Source organism: Pseudomonas sp. ES4, assembly GCF_050586665.1.
GTDB lineage: Bacteria > Pseudomonadota > Gammaproteobacteria > Pseudomonadales > Pseudomonadaceae > Aquipseudomonas > Aquipseudomonas frederiksbergensis.
This window is the reverse complement of the sequence record NZ_JBOBDO010000010.1, coordinates 166,212-185,359: the sequence shown is the minus strand read 5'-3', so window position 1 is coordinate 185,359 and position 19,148 is coordinate 166,212. Positions and strand designations below refer to the sequence as shown.

The 19,148-nt window shown below is 60.5% G+C and carries 12 protein-coding genes; 8 read left to right on the top strand and 4 right to left on the bottom strand.

The features are described 5' to 3' along the window. The first annotated feature begins 49 nt into the window (after nt 1-49). The 6 genes from ACQ4OB_RS14095 to ACQ4OB_RS14070 all read left to right on the top strand — a co-directional run bounded on the left by ACQ4OB_RS14095 (nt 50) and on the right by ACQ4OB_RS14070 (nt 12,266). On the top strand, nt 50-1,366 hold the full coding sequence (locus ACQ4OB_RS14095) for an MdtA/MuxA family multidrug efflux RND transporter periplasmic adaptor subunit (RefSeq protein WP_074876799.1): 1,317 nt from the start codon (nt 50-52) through the stop codon (nt 1,364-1,366). Continuing rightward, nucleotides 1,363-4,467: an MdtB/MuxB family multidrug efflux RND transporter permease subunit gene (locus ACQ4OB_RS14090; RefSeq protein WP_430955883.1), complete on the top strand. Its 3,105-nt coding sequence runs from the start codon at nt 1,363-1,365 to the stop codon at nt 4,465-4,467. Before ACQ4OB_RS14095 ends, ACQ4OB_RS14090 begins: the two co-directional genes overlap by 4 nt. Further along, a complete protein-coding gene (locus tag ACQ4OB_RS14085) occupies nt 4,464-7,571 on the top strand; it encodes an efflux RND transporter permease subunit (protein ID WP_074876796.1) in 3,108 nt (1,035 codons plus the stop codon). The genes ACQ4OB_RS14090 and ACQ4OB_RS14085 overlap by 4 nt, the downstream gene beginning before the upstream one ends. Then, a complete protein-coding gene (locus tag ACQ4OB_RS14080; protein WP_074876794.1) occupies nt 7,568-9,049 on the top strand; it encodes an efflux transporter outer membrane subunit in 1,482 nt (493 codons plus the stop codon). Before ACQ4OB_RS14085 ends, ACQ4OB_RS14080 begins: the two co-directional genes overlap by 4 nt. 295 nt (nt 9,050-9,344) lie before the next feature. Then, nucleotides 9,345-11,441 (top strand): putative bifunctional diguanylate cyclase/phosphodiesterase, encoded by a 2,097-nt coding sequence (locus ACQ4OB_RS14075; protein ID WP_074876791.1) that lies wholly within the window; start codon nt 9,345-9,347, stop codon nt 11,439-11,441. A 78-nt stretch (nt 11,442-11,519) separates the two neighbouring features. Next, the gene (locus ACQ4OB_RS14070; protein ID WP_102614334.1) at nt 11,520-12,266 is read left to right on the top strand and encodes an SDR family oxidoreductase; all 747 of its coding nucleotides are present in this window, start codon (nt 11,520-11,522) and stop codon (nt 12,264-12,266) included. A gap of 150 nt (nt 12,267-12,416) precedes the next feature. On the opposite strand, the gene mapR is transcribed toward ACQ4OB_RS14070, so the two are convergent. The 3 genes from mapR to ACQ4OB_RS14055 form a co-directional block, all read right to left on the bottom strand. Then, complete coding sequence (gene mapR, locus ACQ4OB_RS14065; protein ID WP_076031034.1) at nt 12,417-13,826, bottom strand: GntR family transcriptional regulator MpaR; 1,410 nt, start codon at nt 13,824-13,826, stop codon at nt 12,417-12,419. Between the two features lie 152 nt (nt 13,827-13,978). Continuing rightward, a complete protein-coding gene (gene ccoG, locus ACQ4OB_RS14060; protein ID WP_430955882.1) occupies nt 13,979-15,409 on the bottom strand; it encodes a cytochrome c oxidase accessory protein CcoG in 1,431 nt (476 codons plus the stop codon). A 195-nt stretch (nt 15,410-15,604) separates the two neighbouring features. Continuing rightward, nucleotides 15,605-15,838 (bottom strand): DUF3203 family protein, encoded by a 234-nt coding sequence (locus ACQ4OB_RS14055; RefSeq protein ID WP_074876784.1) that lies wholly within the window; start codon nt 15,836-15,838, stop codon nt 15,605-15,607. 138 nt (nt 15,839-15,976) lie between these two features. Here ACQ4OB_RS14055 and ACQ4OB_RS14050 point away from each other — a divergent pair, with 138 nt between their 5' ends. After that, the gene (locus tag ACQ4OB_RS14050) at nt 15,977-16,483 is read left to right on the top strand and encodes an MgtC/SapB family protein (RefSeq protein ID WP_074876782.1); all 507 of its coding nucleotides are present in this window, start codon (nt 15,977-15,979) and stop codon (nt 16,481-16,483) included. A gap of 122 nt (nt 16,484-16,605) precedes the next feature. On the opposite strand, the gene ACQ4OB_RS14045 is transcribed toward ACQ4OB_RS14050, so the two are convergent. Further along, nucleotides 16,606-16,773: a hypothetical protein gene (locus tag ACQ4OB_RS14045; RefSeq protein ID WP_430955881.1), complete on the bottom strand. Its 168-nt coding sequence runs from the start codon at nt 16,771-16,773 to the stop codon at nt 16,606-16,608. Between the two features lie 230 nt (nt 16,774-17,003). On the opposite strand from ACQ4OB_RS14045, the gene ACQ4OB_RS14040 reads away from it, so the two are divergent. Beyond that, nucleotides 17,004-18,998 (top strand): alpha-1,4-glucan--maltose-1-phosphate maltosyltransferase, encoded by a 1,995-nt coding sequence (locus ACQ4OB_RS14040; RefSeq protein ID WP_102614332.1) that lies wholly within the window; start codon nt 17,004-17,006, stop codon nt 18,996-18,998. The last annotated feature ends 150 nt before the right edge of the window (nt 18,999-19,148 follow it).

Sequence of the window (19,148 nt, the reverse complement as noted above, 5' to 3'; positions counted from 1 at the left end):
CCGCCAGTGCTTATCGTTCAGCCTCCTGTAGAAGAAGCCCACGCGCCCAATGGTTGATCATTCCATGCAATCCTCCGTTTCCCGTAGTCCCCGTCGCTGGCTGTTCGGCCTGCTTGTCCTGTTGGTCATCGCTGGCCTGTGCTGGAAATTCTGGCCCGCCGGCACTGCCCAAAAAGAGGGCGCTGGGCAAAAAGCCGTTGCCGGGCAAACCGGCAGGTCGGGGGGGATGCGTCCCGGTTTCGGCGGAGCAACCGGGCCTGTTCCAGTGCGTGTCGCGCCAGCGGTGAAGGGTGATTTCCCGCTGTACTACAAGGCGCTGGGCACTGTGACGGCGCTGAACACCATCAATGTGCGCAGCCGTGTTGGCGGTGAACTGATGAAGATTTCCTTCGAGGAAGGGCAGATGGTCAAGGCGGGCGATCTGCTGGCTGAAATCGACCCGCGTCCTTACCAGAACGCCTTGCTTCAGGCCGAAGGCACGTTGCTGCAGAACCAGGCCCAACTGAAAAACGCCCAGGTCGATGTCGAACGCTATCGCGGCCTGTATCGCGAAGACAGTATCGCCAAGCAGACCCTGGACACCGCCGAAGCGCTGGTGGGCCAGTATCAGGGCACGGTCAAGACCAATCAGGCGGCGGTCAACGACGCCAAGCTCAATCTGGAATTCACCAAGATCCGTGCGCCGATTGCCGGGCGTGTGGGCTTGCGTCAGCTGGATGTCGGCAACCTGGTGGCAGCCAACGACACCACCGCGCTGGTGATCATCACCCAGACCCAACCCATCAGCGTTGCCTTCACCTTGCCGGAAAACAGCCTGGAAACCGTGCTGGCCCGTTATCGCACCGGCGCCAAATTGCCCGCCGAAGCCTGGGACCGCGGCGACACCAAGTTGCAGGCCACCGGTGTCTTGCAGAGCCTGGACAACCAGATCGACGTCACCACCGGCACACTGAAATTCAAGGCTCGTTACGAGAACCGCGATCAGGCGCTGTTCCCCAACCAGTTCGTCAACGTCCACCTGCTGGCCGACACCCTCAAAGACGTGGTGCTCGCACCTTCGGCAGCGATCCAGTTCGGCACCAACGGTACGTTTGTCTACGCTCTCGACGGCGACAAGAAAGTCACGATTCGCCAGTTGAAAGTCGGTGCCAGTAATGGTGAAAACACCGTGATTACCGAAGGCCTGGCCGCAGGGGAGCGCGTGGTCCTTGAAGGCACCGACCGCTTGAAGGAAGGCAGCGAAGTGGAAGTGGTCAACGACACCAAGGATGTACCGACCACCCCGACCGGGCACCTGCAAGGCAAATCGGCCGCCACGGTGCCTGACGCGACGACCACCGACAAGGCGAAAAAGGGCGGCGCATGAACATCTCGCGGCTGTTCATCCTTCGCCCGGTCGCCACGACCCTGAGCATGCTGGCCATTATCCTGGCCGGCGTGATCGCCTATCGGCTGTTGCCGGTGTCGGCATTGCCACAGGTCGATTACCCGACCATCCGTGTCATGACGCTGTATCCCGGTGCCAGCCCGGATGTCATGACCAGCGCGGTGACTGCGCCCCTTGAGCGTCAATTCGGGCAGATGCCCGGCCTGACCCAGATGGCGTCGACCAGTTCCGGCGGCGCTTCCGTGCTGACCCTGCGTTTCAGCCTCGACATCAACATGGACGTCGCCGAGCAGCAGGTGCAGGCGGCAATCAACGCTGCAACCAATTTGCTGCCCAAGGACCTGCCGGCACCGCCGGTGTACAACAAGGTCAACCCGGCTGACACCCCGGTGCTGACCCTGGCCATCACCTCCAAGACCATGTTGCTGCCCAAGCTCAATGACTTGGTCGACACGCGCATGGCGCAGAAAATTGCCCAGATCAGCGGCGTCGGCATGGTCAGCATTGCCGGCGGCCAGCGTCAGGCCGTGCGGATCAAGGTCAACCCCGAGGCGCTGGCGGCCAATGGCTTGAACCTGTCGGACGTGCGCACCCTGATCGGTGCATCCAACGTCAATCAGCCCAAGGGCAACTTCGACGGCCCGACCCGGGTGTCGATGCTCGATGCAAACGATCAACTGACCTCGCCCAAGGACTACGCCAACCTGATTCTCGCCTACGCCAACGGCGCGCCGTTGCGGTTGAAGGACGTGGCAGAGATCGTCGATGGCGCGGAAAACGAACGTCTGGCGGCGTGGGCCAATGAAAACCAGGCGGTGCTGCTGAACATCCAGCGTCAGCCTGGCGCCAACGTCATCGAAGTGGTCGACCGGATCAAAGCCCTGCTGCCGAGCATCACTGATAACCTGCCGGCGGGTCTCGAAGTCACCGTGCTGACCGACCGCACCCAGACCATCCGCGCCTCGGTCACCGACGTGCAGCACGAATTGTTGATCGCCATTGCGCTGGTCGTGATGGTGACCTTCCTGTTCCTGCGCCGGGCCAGCGCCACGATCATCCCATCGGTTGCAGTGCCACTGTCGTTGATCGGCACCTTCGGCGTGATGTACCTCGCGGGTTTCTCGGTCAACAACCTGACCTTGATGGCACTGACCATCGCCACCGGTTTCGTGGTGGACGATGCGATCGTCATGCTGGAGAACATTTCCCGATTTATCGAAGAGGGCGACAGCCCCCTGAATGCAGCGCTCAAGGGCGCCAAGCAGATCGGCTTCACCCTGATCTCCCTGACCCTGTCGCTGATTGCAGTATTGATTCCGCTGCTGTTCATGGCCGACGTGGTGGGACGGCTGTTCCGCGAATTTGCCATCACCCTGGCGGTGGCGATCCTGATCTCCCTTGTCGTCTCCCTGACCCTGACGCCGATGATGTGCGCACGGCTGCTCAAACGTGAGCCGAAGGAAGAAGATCAGGGCCGTTTCTACCGGGCCAGCGGCGCCACAATTGATTGGATGATCGCGGCTTACGGGCGCAAGTTAAAGTGGGTTCTCAAGCATCAACCGCTGACCCTGCTGGTGGCCGTTGGCACGCTGGTGTTGACCGTGTTCCTTTACATGGTGGTGCCCAAGGGCTTTTTCCCGGTGCAGGACACCGGGGTGATCCAGGGCATTTCCGAAGCGCCGCAGTCGATTTCCTTTGCGGCCATGAGCGACCGTCAACAGGAACTGGCTAAAGTGATCCTGGCGGATCCGGCGGTGGAGAGCCTGTCGTCCTATATCGGCGTTGACGGTGACAACGCGACGCTGAACAGCGGTCGTCTGCTGATCAATCTCAAATCCCACAGCAATCGCGACTTGAGCGCCACCGAGGTGATCGCACGTCTGCAACCGGAACTGGACAAACTCACTGGCATCCGCCTGTTCATGCAACCGGTGCAGGACCTGACCATTGAAGACCGCGTCAGTCGGACTCAATACCAGTTCAGCATGTCATCGCCGGATTCCGAGCTGCTGAGTCTGTGGAGCGGTCGTCTGGTGGACGCCCTGGCCCAACGGCCGGAGCTGACCGACGTTGCCAGCGATTTGCAGGACAAGGGCTTGCAGGTGTATCTGGTGATCGACCGCGATGCGGCGTCGCGGGTCGGTGTGTCGGTGTCGAACATCACCGATGCGCTGTATGACGCATTCGGTCAGCGGCAGATTTCCACCATCTACACCCAGGCCAGCCAGTACCGCGTGGTGCTGCAATCGCAGTCGGGCGAGAAGATAGGCCCGGAGGCGCTGAACCAGATTCACGTAAAAACCACCGACGGCGGGCAAGTGCGCCTGTCCAGTCTGGCGCACATGGAAGAGCGTCAGGCCCAACTGGCGATCACTCATATCGGTCAGTTCCCGGCGGTGATGATGTCGTTCAACCTCGCGCCCGGCGTGGCGCTGGGGCATGCGGTGGAGCTCATCGACCAGGTGCAGAAAGACATTGGCATGCCGATTGGCGTGCAAACCCAGTTCCAGGGCGCGGCCGAGGCATTCCAGGCGTCGCTGTCGAGCACCTTGCTGCTGATTCTGGCGGCGGTGGTGACCATGTACATCGTGCTCGGCGTGCTGTACGAGAGCTACATCCATCCGATCACCATTCTTTCGACCTTGCCCTCGGCGGCGGTCGGTGCCTTGCTGGCGTTGCTGTTGAGCGGCAATGATCTAGGGATGATTGCGATCATAGGCATCATTTTGTTGATCGGTATCGTGAAAAAGAACGCGATCATGATGATCGACTTCGCCCTCGACGCTGAACGCAATCAGGGCATGGATCCGGAAACGGCGATCTATCAGGCGGCGCTGCTGCGTTTCCGGCCAATTCTGATGACCACACTGGCCGCGTTGTTCGGCGCGGTGCCACTGATGCTGGCGACCGGTTCCGGCGCGGAACTGCGTCAACCGTTGGGTCTGGTGATGGTGGGCGGCTTGTTGCTGAGCCAGGTGCTGACGCTGTTTACCACTCCGGTGATCTACCTGTACTTCGACCGCCTCGGTCGGCGCTGGGGCCGCAAGTCTGAAACCGTGGACGCGGCAGAGCAGCCATGAACCTGTCCGGACCTTTTATCAAGCGCCCGGTCGCAACGATGTTGCTGAGCCTGGCGATCCTGCTGCTGGGCGGCGTGAGCTTCGGCCTGTTGCCCGTATCGCCGTTGCCGCAGATGGACTTCCCGGTGATCGTGGTCCAAGCGAGTCTGCCCGGTGCGAGTCCGGAGGTCATGGCCTCGACGGTGGCCACGCCGCTGGAACGCTCCTTCGGCGCCATTGCCGGGGTCAACACCATGAGCAGCCGCTCCAGCCAGGGCTCGACCCGGGTGATTTTGCAGTTCGACCTGGACCGCGACATCAACGGCGCGGCGCGGGAAGTGCAGGCGGCGATCAACGCTTCGCGCAATTTGCTGCCGAGCGGAATGCGCAGCATGCCGACCTACAAGAAGGTCAACCCGTCCCAGGCGCCGATCATGGTGCTGTCGCTGACCTCTGACGTGTTGGAAAAGGGCCAGCTCTACGATTTGGCCTCGACGATTCTGTCCCAGAGCCTGTCTCAGGTGCAGGGCGTCGGCGAAGTGCAGATTGGCGGCAGTTCCCTGCCGGCGGTGCGCATCGAACTCGAACCGCAGGCGCTCAACCAGTACGGCGTGGCGCTGGACGATGTGCGCAACACCATCGCCAACGCCAACGTGCGCAGGCCAAAAGGGTCGGTCGAAGATGGCCAGCGGCTATGGCAGGTTCAGGCCAACGATCAACTGGAGAAAGCCAAGGATTACGAGTCGCTGATCATTCACTACGCGGACGGCGCGGCCCTGCGCCTGAAGGACGTGGCCAAGGTCAGCGACGGCGTCGAAGACCGCTACAACAGCGGCTTCTTCAACAACGACGCGGCGGTACTATTGGTGATCAACCGCCAGGCTGGCGCCAACATCATCGAGACGGTCAACGAAATCAAGGCTCAACTGCCGGCGTTGCAGGCCGTGTTGCCGGCCAGCGTGAAGCTGAACGTAGCGATGGACCGGTCGCCGGTGATCAAGGCGACCCTGCATGAAGCGGAAATGACCCTGCTGATAGCCGTGGCGCTGGTGATCCTGGTGGTGTTCCTGTTCCTCGGTAACTTCCGCGCCTCGTTGATTCCGACCCTTGCGGTGCCTGTGTCGCTGGTCGGCACCTTTGCGGTGATGTACCTCTACGGATTCTCCCTGAACAACCTGTCGCTGATGGCGCTGATCCTGGCCACCGGGCTGGTAGTGGACGATGCCATTGTGGTGCTGGAGAACATTTCGCGGCACATCGACAAAGGCGTACCGCCGATGAAGGCCGCGTACCTCGGAGCGCAGGAAGTCGGCTTCACCTTGCTGTCGATGAACGCCTCGCTGGTGGCGGTGTTCCTGTCGATCCTGTTCATGGGTGGGATCGTCGAAAGCCTGTTTCGCGAGTTTTCCATCACGTTGGCGGCGTCCATAGTGGTGTCGCTGGTGGTTTCCTTGACGCTGACGCCGATGCTCTGTGCCCGTTGGCTCAAGCCGCATACGCCGGGTGAGGAAAACCGTCTGCAGCGCTGGAGTCAGCGCGCCAACGAGTGGATGGTCGGCAAATACGCCACAAGCCTGGATTGGGTGCTGCGTCATCGCCGGCTGACCTTGCTTAGTCTTATCGTTACGGTTGGCGTTAACATTGCGCTGTATGTCGTTGTTCCTAAAACATTTATGCCTCAGCAAGATACCGGCCAGCTGATCGGTTTCGTGCGCGGCGACGACGGACTGTCATTCAGTGTGATGCAGCCGAAAATGGAAACCTTCCGCCGCGCCGTGCTCAAGGATGACGCGGTGCAAAGCGTCGCCGGTTTTATCGGCGGCACCAACGGCACCAACAACGCCTTCATGCTGGTGCGGCTGAAACCGATCAAGGAACGCAACCTGTCCGCGCAAAAGGTCATCGAACGTTTGCGCAAGGAAATGCCCAAGGTCGCCGGCGCGCAACTGATGCTGATGGCCGATCAGGACCTGCAGTTTGGTGGTGGCCGGGAACAGACCACGTCGCAGTATTCCTACATCCTGCAAAGCGCCGACCTCGGCGAGTTGCGCCAGTGGTATCCGAAAGTCGTTACTGCGCTCAAGGCCTTGCCGGAGCTGACGGCGATTGACGCCCGTGAAGGGCGCGGCGCCCAACAGGTGACCCTGATCGTCGATCGTGATCAGGCCAAACGCCTGGGCGTCGACATGGACATGGTCACCGCGGTGCTGAACAACGCCTACAGCCAGCGGCAGATTTCGACGATTTACGACAGCCTTAACCAGTATCAGGTGGTCATGGAGGTCAATCCGAAATATGCCCAGGACCCGATCACGCTTAATCAGGTCCAGGTGATCACGGCTGACGGTGCACGGATTCCGCTCTCGACCATCGCTCATTACGAAAACAGCCTGGAAGACGACCGCGTCAGCCACGAAGGCCAGTTCGCCTCCGAGAGCATTTCCTTCGACATGGCCGAAGGCGTGGCGGTGGAGCAGGGCACAGCGGCCATCGAGCGGGCGATCGCCAGACTTGGGATGCCGGAAGACGTGATCGTGAAAATGGCCGGCACTGCCGACGCCTTTGCCGCGACCCAGAAGAGCCAGCCGTGGATGATTCTCGGGGCGCTGGTGGCGGTGTATCTGGTGCTCGGTGTGCTGTATGAAAGCTACATCCATCCGCTGACCATTCTCTCGACCTTGCCATCTGCCGGGGTCGGCGCGTTGCTGTCGATTTACGCGCTGGGCGGTGAGTTCAGCCTGATCTCGTTGCTCGGGCTGTTCCTGCTGATCGGCGTGGTGAAGAAAAACGCCATTTTGATGATCGACCTGGCCTTGCAGCTGGAACGGCATCAGGGCATGGCGCCGCTGGAATCGATTCGCAGCGCTTGCCTGCAACGTCTGCGGCCGATCCTGATGACCACCCTGGCGGCGATCCTCGGCGCGTTGCCGTTGCTGCTGGGCCGCGCCGAAGGTGCGGAAATGCGCCAGCCACTGGGCCTGACAATCATTGGCGGGCTGGTTTTCAGCCAGGTGCTGACCCTTTACACCACCCCGGTGGTTTACCTCTATCTCGACAAACTGCGCCATCGCTTCAACCACTGGCGTGGGGTGCGTACCGATGCTGCTCTGGAAACTCCGCTATGACTGACCGTTCGCTTATCACTCTGGCTGCACCGCTGGTATCGGCCCGAGGCTCGCGTTTGTTGAGCCTGGCGCTGTGCGTGGCGATGCTCAGCGCCTGCGCCATCGGCCCGGATTACCAGCGCCCGCCAGCGGCTGCGCCGGCGCAATACAAGGAAGCGGCAGGCTGGCGTCAGGCCAATCCCAGCGATTCCCTGGCCCGTGGCGCCTGGTGGGAGTTGTATGGCGATCAGCAGCTCAACGGCCTGATCGAAAAACTCAACAGTGCCAACCAGACCGTTGCGCAGTCCGAGGCCCAGTACCGTCAGGCCCAGGCCTTGGTGCGCAGTGCCCGTGGCGCGTTTTTCCCGACCGTCGACCTGACCGTCGGGAAAAACCGCTCCAGCCAGGGCACCGGCAGCAGCAGTTCGAGCCTGACCAGTTCTTCCAGCGGTATTCGCGACACTTACACCGCACAGGCCGGGGTCAGTTGGGAGGCCGACGTTTGGGGCAAGTTGCGTCGAGGCCTTGAAGCCGACACCGCCAACGCCGAGGCAAGTTATGCCGATCTGGCGGCGATGCGCTTGAGCCAGCAGTCGGAACTGGTGCAGAACTATCTGCAACTGCGCGTGATCGACCAGCAGAAACGCCTGCTGGAAGCGACGGTCGAGGCCTATCAGCGCTCACTGACAATGACTGAAAACCAGTACCGCGCCGGTGTCTCCGGCAAGGACGCGGTGGCGCAGGCCCAGACTCAGCTCAAAAGCACCCAGGCTGACATGGTTGATTTGATCTGGCAGCGTGCTCAATTCGAGAATGCCATTGCCGTCCTGATCGGATTACCGCCGGCCGAGTTCAGCCTGGCTGAAACCAAAGACATTCCTGCGTTGCCCCAGATACCGCTGAGCCTGCCTTCGCAATTGCTCGAGCGCCGCCCGGACATCGCCTCCGCCGAACGTTCGGTGATGGCGGCCAATGCCAACATCGGCGTGGCCAAGGCGGCTTATTACCCGGACCTGACGCTGAGTCTGAACGGCGGTTACAGCAGTAGCACCACTTCCAACTGGATCAGCGTGCCGAACCGCTTCTGGTCGGTCGGACCGCAATTGGCCATGACCTTGTTTGACGGCGGCCAGCGCTCCGCAGAAGTTGACCGCAGCGAAGCGGCCTACGACGAGACCGTGGCCAAGTACCGTCAGACGGTGCTCGACGGCTTCCGTGAAGTGGAAAACTACCTGGTGCAGCTCAAGGTCCTGGAAGACGAAGCGGGCGTGCGCCAGGAAGCACTGGACGCAGCGCGTGAATCCTTGCGCCTGACCCAGAACCAGTACAAGGCCGGTGTGATCGCTTACCTGGGCGTGGTGGTGGTTCAGGCCACAGCGTTGAACAATGAACGCAGCGTGCTGAGCCTGTTGCAGAGCCGGTTGATTGCCAGCGTGCAATTGATCGCGGCATTGGGCGGTGGTTGGGATGGGGCGTTGCAGGTGAGCGAAAAAGAGTAGGCATCAGCGCAACTGATCGTTGATCGTTCCCACGCTCCGCGTGGGAATGCCTCAAGGGACGCTCCGCGTTCCAGCTCTCGAAAGGGACGCGGAGCGTCCCGGGCTGCATTCCCACGCGGAGCGTGGGAACGATCAGTTAAGCGGGCGTTAATGTGAAACCTTAAAACAAGCGTTTCATCGGCTTGATGGCCATTTGCTTATTTTGTCGGTGCGTTCGTTTGCGAAATCAGTACAATCGCCCGATTTGCCCCGCCGAGAACGGAAGCAGTACGGAGGGGCTGTCGCGAGTAGTCTCATGCTTATCGGTAGCTATTCCCCCACGCTGGTCATCATCTCGCTGTTTGTAGCGATTCTCGCCTCCTATACCGCGCTCGACCTGACCGGACGCATTGCCACGGCCAAGGGCCGGGCCGTGCATCTATGGACGGCGGGCGGCGCCTTTGCCATGGGGATTGGCGTGTGGTCGATGCATTTCATCGGCATGCTCGCGTTCCAGTTGCCCATCGACCTCGGCTACGACATCGGCATCACATTGCTGTCATTGCTGATCAGCATCCTGTCCTGCGGCTTTGCCCTGTGGCTGGTCAGCCAGCCACAATTGCCAGCCTGGCAACTGGCATTCGGCGCGCTGGTCATGGGCGGCGGGATCAGCGCGATGCATTACACCGGCATGGCCGCCATGCGCATGCAACCGGGTATCGATTACGATCCGACGCTGTTCAGCGCCTCGCTGCTAATCGCCGTAGTCGCCTCGGGCGCCGCCTTATGGATCGCTTTCCGCCTGCGCCAGCACACGCCTTATGTCGGCCTGATCCGTGGCGGCGCGGCGGTGATCATGGGGTTTGCGATCGTTGGTATGCATTACACCGGCATGGCGGCGGCGCGTTTTCCGGATGGCAGTTTCTGTGGCGCGGCCATCAGCGGCCTGAACGGCAAGGGCCTGGACAATCTGGTGCTGATCACCACCCTGGCAGTGTTGAGCCTTGCCTTGTTGACCTCAATCCTCGATGCGCGCCTCGAGGCCCGCACTGCAGGCCTTGCCCACTCATTGACCGAGGCCAACCGCGAACTGACTCAACTGGCCCTGCATGACACCCTGACCGGCCTGCCGAATCGCGTGTTGCTGGCTGACCGCATCGATCAGGCGATGTCCATGGTCCAGGAGCAGGGCGGTTGTTTCGCGTTGATGTTCATCGATCTGGACGGGTTCAAACCCGTCAACGATGCCTTCGGTCACCATATGGGCGATCTGTTGTTGCGTGAAGTCGGTCTGCGCTTGCGCGAGGATTTGCGCAGCCACGACACCCTGGCACGGATCGGCGGTGATGAGTTCGTTCTACTGGTGCAGCTTGGCGAACAGAATGACGCATTGAGCCTGGCCGCCCGTCAGGTCGGGCTGATCGCGCGTTCGTTCCGGGTCGCCGAACATGACTTGCAGATTTCCGCCAGTGTCGGCATCGCGATTTATCCGGGTAACGGTGAAACCGCCGAAGAATTGCTGATGAACGCCGACGCGGCGATGTATCACGCCAAGGGCGCCGGCAAAAACGGCTATTCCTTCTTCGACGCCTCGATGAACAGCAACGCGCGCAAACAGCTGCAATTGTTGCAGGACTTGCGAATCGCCCTCGATCAGCAGCAGTTCAGTCTCTATTACCAACCCAAGTTCGATGCCAACAATGGTAAGCCGGTCGGCGCCGAGGCGTTGCTGCGCTGGGTGCATCCGACCCAGGGCATGCTGTTGCCGGACAAGTTCATCGAACTGGCGGAAAAGACCGGGCTGATCATTCCGATTGGCGAGTGGGTGCTCAACGAAGCCTGCCGTCAGATGCGCGAGTGGTACGTGCTCGGGTACACCGACTGGCGCATCGCCGTGAACCTTTCAGCCCTGCAGTTCTGCCACGCAGGCCTGGTCCAGAGCGTCGCCAAAGCCTTGGCCACTCACCATTTGCCGGCCAACAGCCTGACCCTCGAGATCACGGAAACCACCGCCATGAGCGATGCCGATGCGAGCATGACGGTGCTTCAGGAGCTGTCGGCAATGGGGGTCGACCTGTCGATCGACGACTTTGGCACCGGCTATTCGAGCTTGATGTACCTCAAGCGCTTGCCCGCCAATGAACTGAAAATCGACCGCGGTTTTGTCCGCGACCTGGAGCGTGACAGCGATGATGCTGCCATCGTTTCCGCCATCGTCGCCCTCGGTCAGGCACTGGGGTTGCGGATTGTCGCCGAAGGGGTGGAAACCGGTTCGCAGCAAGACTTCCTGACGCAACTCGGTTGTGATTCGCTTCAGGGTTATCTGCTCGGGCACCCGCTGCCGGCTGAACGCTTCATGGTGGATATTCTGCGTGCAGAGCAATTGGCGGTGAGTCTAGAGCAATGTGATTGATGTGGGTCCATGCAAAAGCCAGCCATGACGGTTATTCTTGGCCCTGACTGCTAACGCTTGGTATGGGGGAAATTTCGCATGGACAAAGTCATCGTCATCACTGGCGGCAGCCGTGGTATCGGCGCCGCCACAGCCCTGTTGGCCGCCGAACAAGGCTATAAGATCTGCATCAACTACCTGGCCGACGAATCCGCTGCGCAAAAGGTGCTGGAGCAAGTCCGCGCCCTCGGTGCCCAAGCCATCGCGGTACGCGCTGACGTCAGCATCGAAGATGAAGTGATCGCCTTGTTCCACCGCGTGGACACTGAGTTGGGCCGGGTCACGGCACTGGTGAACAACGCCGGCACTGTCGGGCAGAAGTCCCGGATCGATGAAATGTCGGAATTCCGTATCCTCAAAATCCTCAGAACCAACGTCCTGGCGCCGATCCTCTGCGCCAAACACGCGATCCTGCGCATGTCGCCCAAGCATGGCGGGCAGGGTGGCAGCATCGTTAACGTGTCCTCGGTGGCCTCACGCCTGGGTGCGCCCAATGAATACGTCGACTACGCCGCTTCCAAAGGTGCGCTGGATACGTTCACCATCGGCCTGTCCAAGGAAGTGGCTGGCGAAGGCATCCGCGTCAACGCGGTGCGCCCTGGTTACATCTACACCGATTTCCATGCGTTGAGCGGTGACCCGGATCGGGTCAGCAAGCTGGAGTCGGCGATTCCAATGGCTCGGGGCGGACGTGCGGAAGAAGTGGCCGAGGCGATTGTGTGGTTGCTGTCGGACAAGGCTTCCTATGCGACCGGGACATTCGTCGACCTTGGTGGTGGGCGTTAAGTCCATAGATTTACATTGTTTGGGCGGGCCTCATCGCGGGCAAGCCACGCTCCCACAGGATTTGTGTCGTTCACAACCTTCTGATCGACACCGTCCATTGTGGGAGCGTGGCTTGCCCGCGATGAGGCCGGTACCGGCAAAACCAAGCCCTCAGAACGACCGCACAATCCGACCCAACGTCTCCATCGCCTTCTCGGCCGTCTCATCCCAGGGGCTGCCGTAATTCAGGCGGATGCAATTGCGAAAGCGCTGGGTCGGAGAAAAGATCGGCCCGGGCGCAATGCTGATTCCTTGCGCCAACGCCATCTGAAACAACTTCAGTGAATCCATCTGCGGTGGCAACTCCAGCCACAAAAAGTAGCCGCCGGCCGGTTGGCTGACGCGAGTCTGCGCCGGGAAGTAGCGCGCGATAGCGGCGAGCATGGCGCTCTGCTGTTCTTCCAGGGCGTAACGCAGTTTTCGCAGGTGCCGGTCGTAGCCGCCGTGTTGCAGGTAATCGGCGATAGCCGCCTGGGCTGGCATCGATGCGCACAGCGACGTCATGAGTTTCAGCCGTTCGATTTTCTGCGCATAACGTCCGGCGGCGACCCAGCCGATGCGGTAGCCGGGGGCCAGGCTTTTGGCGAACGAACCGCAGTGCATCACCAGCCCTTCGGTATCAAAAGCCTTGGCCGGTTTCGGCGCCTGTTGGCCGTAATAGAGTTCGGCGTAGACGTCGTCTTCGATCAGCGGCACCTGATGGCTGCGCAATAGCTCAACCAGTTCCTGCTTCTTCGCCTCGGGCATCGTCGCGCCCATCGGGTTCTGGAAGCTGGTCATGCACCAGACAGCCTTGATCGGGTGCCGTGCCAGGGTTTGCGCGAGTACGCCAAGGTCGATGCCATCGCGCGGATGCACGGGGATTTCCACGGCTTTGAGCTTCAGCCGCTCGAGGATTTGCAGGCACGCGTAGAACGCCGGGGCTTCGATGGCCACCAGGTCGCCGGGCTCGGTGACCGCTTGCAGGCACAGGTTCAGCGCTTCCAGCGCGCCGTTGGTGATCAGCAGTTCTTCCATGGGCAGCATCAGGCCGCCGACCATGTAGCGCAGGGCGATTTGTCGCCGCAGTTGCGGGTTGCCCGGCGACATATCGGTGACGACCATGCGCGGGTCCATCTCGCGGGCGGCGCTGGCCAGGGAGCGGGACAGGCGTTGCAGCGGGAACAGGGTCGGGCTGGGGAAGGCCGAGCCGAAGGGCACGGTGTTCGGGTCCTTGATCGAATCGAGGACCGAGAACACCAGTTCACTGACGTCGACTTCGGTGGATTCATTGACCTGACTGCTGATCACCGGCTCCGAGAACGGGCTCGGCGCGTGTGCGTTGACAAAGTAGCCGGAACGCGGACGAGCGCGGATCAGGCCGCGACGTTCGAGCAGGTAGTAGGCCTGGAACACTGTGGATGGGCTGACCCCGTAAGTCTGGCTGGCGTAGCGCACCGACGGCACACGCTGGCCGGGGCCGAGAACGCCGGAGCGAATCAGTTCAGCGATGTCATCGGCGAATTTTTCGTAGCGTTTCATCGAGTGCCTGGAATGAAGTTATTCAGGAGATACGCTGTTGTGGCGAGGGAGCTTGCTCCCGCTGGGGTGCGCAGCGCCCCTGAAATTTTACGACTGCTGCGCAGCCGAGCGGGAGCAAGCTCCCTCGCCACAGAGCTCCATAGTCTAGGGGATCATCTGTTCATCGGCGCAACAAACCGGCTCTTCGCCACGCTATAAATCTCAGGCTCATCACTGTCGGCAATCTTGAAGCTGATCGTCTGCGAACTGCTGCTCGGCCGTTCCGTGGTCATCGCCACCGACACCGGCACATCGATAATCTCGCCTGGTGCCAGGCTCAGTCCGGTCTTGCCTTGCAGCAGGAAGCCGTCGCCATCGACCAGGGTCAGGCGGTAATCCTGGCGTTGCTGGGTCTTGTTGATGACTTTCAGGCTGTAGATGTTCTCGATCTGCCCCTGACTGTTCTCGCGGAACAGGCCACGGTCCTTGCTCACGTCCAGCGAGACCATCGGCCGCTCCACCAGCGCCAGGGCCAGCGCTCCGATCATCACTAGCAGGACCGCGGTGTAGCCGATCAAACGTGGCCGCAACAAATGCGTCTTGCCACCCTGCAATTGATGCTCGGAGGTGTAGCTGATCAGCCCGCGAGCGTAGCCCATTTTGTCCATGATCGAATCACAGGCGTCGATGCACGCGGCGCAACCGATGCATTCCATCTGCAAACCGTCGCGGATGTCGATGCCGGTCGGGCAGACCTGCACGCACACCTGGCAGTCGATGCAATCCCCGAGGCCGACTTCTGCCGGTGCCACGTCACGTTTGCGCGGGCCACGGTTTTCGCCACGGGCCACGTCGTAGGAGATGGTCAGGGTGTCTTTGTCGAACATCACACTCTGGAACCGCGCATACGGACACATGTGCATGCACACCGCTTCACGCAGCCAACCGGCGTTGATGTATGTCGCGCCGGTAAAGAACAGCACCCAGAACAGGCTGACACCGCCCATCTGCAAGGTCAGCAGCTCTTCGACCAGTGGCCGGATCGGCGTGAAATAGCCGACAAAGGTCAGGCCGGTCAACAGGCTGATGGCCAGCCACAAGGTGTGCTTGGCCGAGCGGCGGATCAGCTTATTCAGGCCCCAGGGCGCGGCTTGCAGCTTGATCCGCTGGTTGCGTTCGCCTTCGGTGAGTTTCTCGCACCACATGAAGATCCAGGTCCAGGAGCTCTGTGGGCAGGTGTAACCGCACCAGACTCGCCCGGCAAACACGGTGATCGCGAACAGGCCGAACGCGGCAATGATCAGCAACGCCGACAGCAGAATGAAATCCTGTGGCCAGAAGGTCGCACCGAAGATATGGAATTTGCTTTCGGAAAGGTCCCAGAGCACCGCCTGGCGGCCGCCCCAGTTCAACCACACCGTTCCGAAGAACAACAAAAACAAAAAACCCGCGCCGCTCAGGCGCAAGGTGCGGAATAGACCGGTGAAGCTGCGGGTATGGATCAGGTTGTCGCTGGACTTGGCCTTCATCTTTGGGCGCGAAGGCTCATAGCTTTGAACGGACGGGGCACTTTCAACAATTCGGACGGGGATTCTATCGCTCATGGTCTTTCGCTCATCAGCCTCCATCAGGCCTGAGCACTATGAGCGCCGATCTGTTTGCATAACAGACTCACCTATTGCAATAAAAAGCGGATCAGATGGGCTTTGATCCGCTGCCTGCGACAAGTTGATGCACCCGCTATAGCGGGACCCGGACGCCTATATCAAGCGCCGGCGGGGGTTATTGATCCGGGTCAGTCAAATCACCGAACCACTGTCGGTGGCTTTCAAATGCCTACGCCCGTCGACTGCGCCTGCTACGGTCAATGCGTCGGCTTCTGCTTCGGTGATGTAGAAAGGCTTGTCATTGAGTTCCACCATCGACATGGATTTTTCCGGGTCGGTGACGATGGTGACGTCGGGACACAAACGAATTTCTTCGCCGTTCGCGGTAATGAAGAAGCAGGTCTGGTTTTCGATGCGCACAGTCATGAAGGTGTCCTTTTTTTCTGTGGTTTCTAAAACGTTAGGGCGCAGCCTTGGATCATCGTTCTGTGCAACTGATTAATGGTCGACGCGGTCCATCGTCAATAGAGCAACTTTCCATTAAGTCATCACAAGGACAACACCATGAACGCTTGGTGGCATGAGGTTTGGGTGACCCTGCAAGCGGAGTTCGCCGACATTGGCGATGCTTCACAACTGACGCGCATTACCGTGCGCTTGCTGATGGCTGCGGTGTTGGGCGGGATTCTCGGCTTCGAACGCGAGCACAAGGGCAAGGCCGCCGGGGTTCGCACCCACATGCTGGTGGCCCTCGGCGCGGCGCTGTTCGTGCTGGTGCCGCAAATGTCCGGCTCGCAAGCCGATGCCATGAGCCGGGTGATGCAGGGGGTGATCGCCGGGATCGGCTTTCTCGGCGCGGGGACTATTCTGAAAAACAACGATGGCGACGAGGGGCACGTCAAAGGCCTGACCACCGCCGCCGGGTTGTGGATGACCGCGGCCATTGGTGTTTCGGCCGGGTTGGGGCGAGAGGCGACGGCGGTGCTCAGCACGTTGCTGGCATTGGCGATTCTCGGCGTGATGCCCGCTGTTGTGCGGATGATCGACAAGGACAAGGACCAAACTCCGTGAATGATCGTTCCTACGCTCTGCGTGGGAATGCAGCCCGGGACGCTCCGCGTCCCATCCAGAGCCGAACGCGGAGCGTCCGTGGAGGCATTCCCACGCAGAGCGTGGGAACGATCAGTGCGCGATTATTCGGGGGTGACGATCACCGGTGGCATCGTCTCTGGCGGGTCTTCGCGTGGTGGCGCAGTGGTGCCGGGCGGGTCTTGCTCCGGTACAGGTTCAGGCTCGGTCGGCGGAATGGTTGGGTTGTCGATGTTTGGATCAGGCGTTTCGGCAGGGATCGGAATGCTCATGAATTCAACCTCCAGTGGCACATGGCGTAAGTCGTGCTTAAGTGTGTTGACCACTGCGCAAAGGAATTGATTCCTTCGAAGGCCCGGGCAAATCTTCGTGAACTTTTACCGGTGCCTGTCGCTCGGAACCTAAGTGAGTTCATTCCAGGGCGGACGATCCTGCGGGATGACTATCCTGTTACAAGCCACAGACACAAGAGCGTCCATGGGGCGTAAAGGAGAGATGCTCGATGACTGCTGAAAAACCGACAGAGCTGAACTACAACCCTCATATGCCGCTTTCGCAGGCTTTACTGCTGCCGCGCATTGCCATCGAAAACACCATGCCGACCCTCGATGGCGGGCAGTTCGCCGTCAAAGCCGTAGTGGGTCAGGACGTGGTGGTGACCAGCAAAGTGTTCGCCGACGGTCACGACAAGTTGGCGGTGCGGGTGCGCTGGCATGCCGAGGGCGAGGAAACCTGGCATAGCGAAGTCATGGCCGATCTGGGCAATAACGGTTGGCAGGGTCAGTTCCGGGTCGCGCGCCAGGGCCGTTATGTGTTTTGCATCGAAGCCTGGATCGATCAGTTCGCCAGCTTCTGTTATGAGCTGGAGAAAAAACACGCCGCCCGGGTGCCGATCAGCCTGGAGTTGCAGGAAGGGCGAACGCTGGTCCAGCAAGCCGCCGAACGCACCGAAGGACAACTGAGCGAGCAACTTACGACGCTGCACCATGATCTGTCGGGGTTGCTCGAAATCGAGCAGGTCGAGCTGTTTCTGCACCAGCGTAGCGCCGAGCTGATGACGCTGGCCGATCATCGTCCCTATTTGAGCATCAGTCCTGAGTACCCGCTCGACGTCGAACGGGACCTGGCGCAGTTCGCCAGTTGGTATGAATTGTTTCCGCGTTCGATTACCGACGATCCGGCCCGTCATGGCACCTTCAACGATGTGCATTCGCGGCTGCCGATGATCCAGGACATGGGTTTCGATGTGCTGTACTTCCCGCCGATCCACCCGATCGGCCGCAGCTACCGCAAAGGCCCGAACAATTCTCTGACCGCCGGGCCGGACGATCCGGGCAGCCCGTATGCCATTGGCAGTGAAGAGGGCGGTCACGAAGCCATTCACTCGCAGCTGGGCACGCGTGAAGACTTCCGGCGACTTGTCGCCAGGGCCGCAGATCATGGACTGGAAATCGCCCTCGATTTTGCCATTCAGTGTTCTCAGGATCACCCGTGGCTGCAACAGCATCCGGGCTGGTTCAACTGGCGTCCCGACGGCACGATCAAATATGCCGAGAACCCGCCGAAGAAATACCAGGACATCGTCAACGTCGATTTCTATGCCACCGATGCGATTCCGAGCCTGTGGGTCGAGTTGCGCGACATCGTCGTGGGTTGGGTCGAGGAGGGCGTGAAGCTGTTCCGCGTCGACAACCCTCACACTAAACCGCTGCCGTTCTGGCAGTGGCTGATCGCGGATGTGCGGGCGCTGTACCCCGAGGTGATCTTCCTGGCCGAAGCCTTTACCACCCCGGCAATGATGGCGCGGTTGGGCAAGGTCGGTTACTCCCAGAGCTACACCTACTTCACCTGGCGCAACAACAAGTCCGAGCTGGCCACTTACTTCACCGAACTCAACGAATCACCGTGGCGCGAATGCTTCCGGCCAAACTTCTTCGTCAACACACCGGACATCAACCCGGCGTTTTTGCATGAGTCGGGGCGCGCCGGTTTTCTGATCCGCGCGGCGCTGGCCACCATGGGCTCCGGTCTGTGGGGCATGTATTCAGGCTTCGAACTGTGCGAAGCGGCACCGGTGCCGGGCAAGGAGGAGTACCTCAACTCCGAGAAATACGAAATTCGCCCACGGGACTTCAATGCACCGGGCAACATCATTGCCGAGATCGCCCAGCTCAACCGCATCCGCCGGCAAAACCCGGCGCTGCAGACGCATCTGGGCCTGAAGGTCTACAACGCCTGGAACGACAACATTTTTTACTTTGGCAAGCGCAGCGCGGATGGCAGCAATTTCATTCTGGTGGCCGTCAGCCTTGATCCACATAACGTCCAGGAAGCGAATTTCGAATTGCCACTGTGGGAAATGGGCTTGCCCGACGACGCCAGTACCCACGGCGAAGACTTGATGAACGGCCATCGCTGGACCTGGCACGGCAAGTACCAATTCATGCGGATCGACCCGGCGTATCAACCGTTCGGGATCTGGCGTATTACCGTTTAACTGATAAGCACTGATCGTTCCCACGCTCTGCGTGGGAATGCAGTCCGGGACGCTCTGCGTCCCATCCAGAGCCGAACGCGGAGCGTCCGTGGAGGCATTCCCACGCAGAGCGTGGGAACGATCTGGGACAAGGCGCTTTCCAGTTTTCAA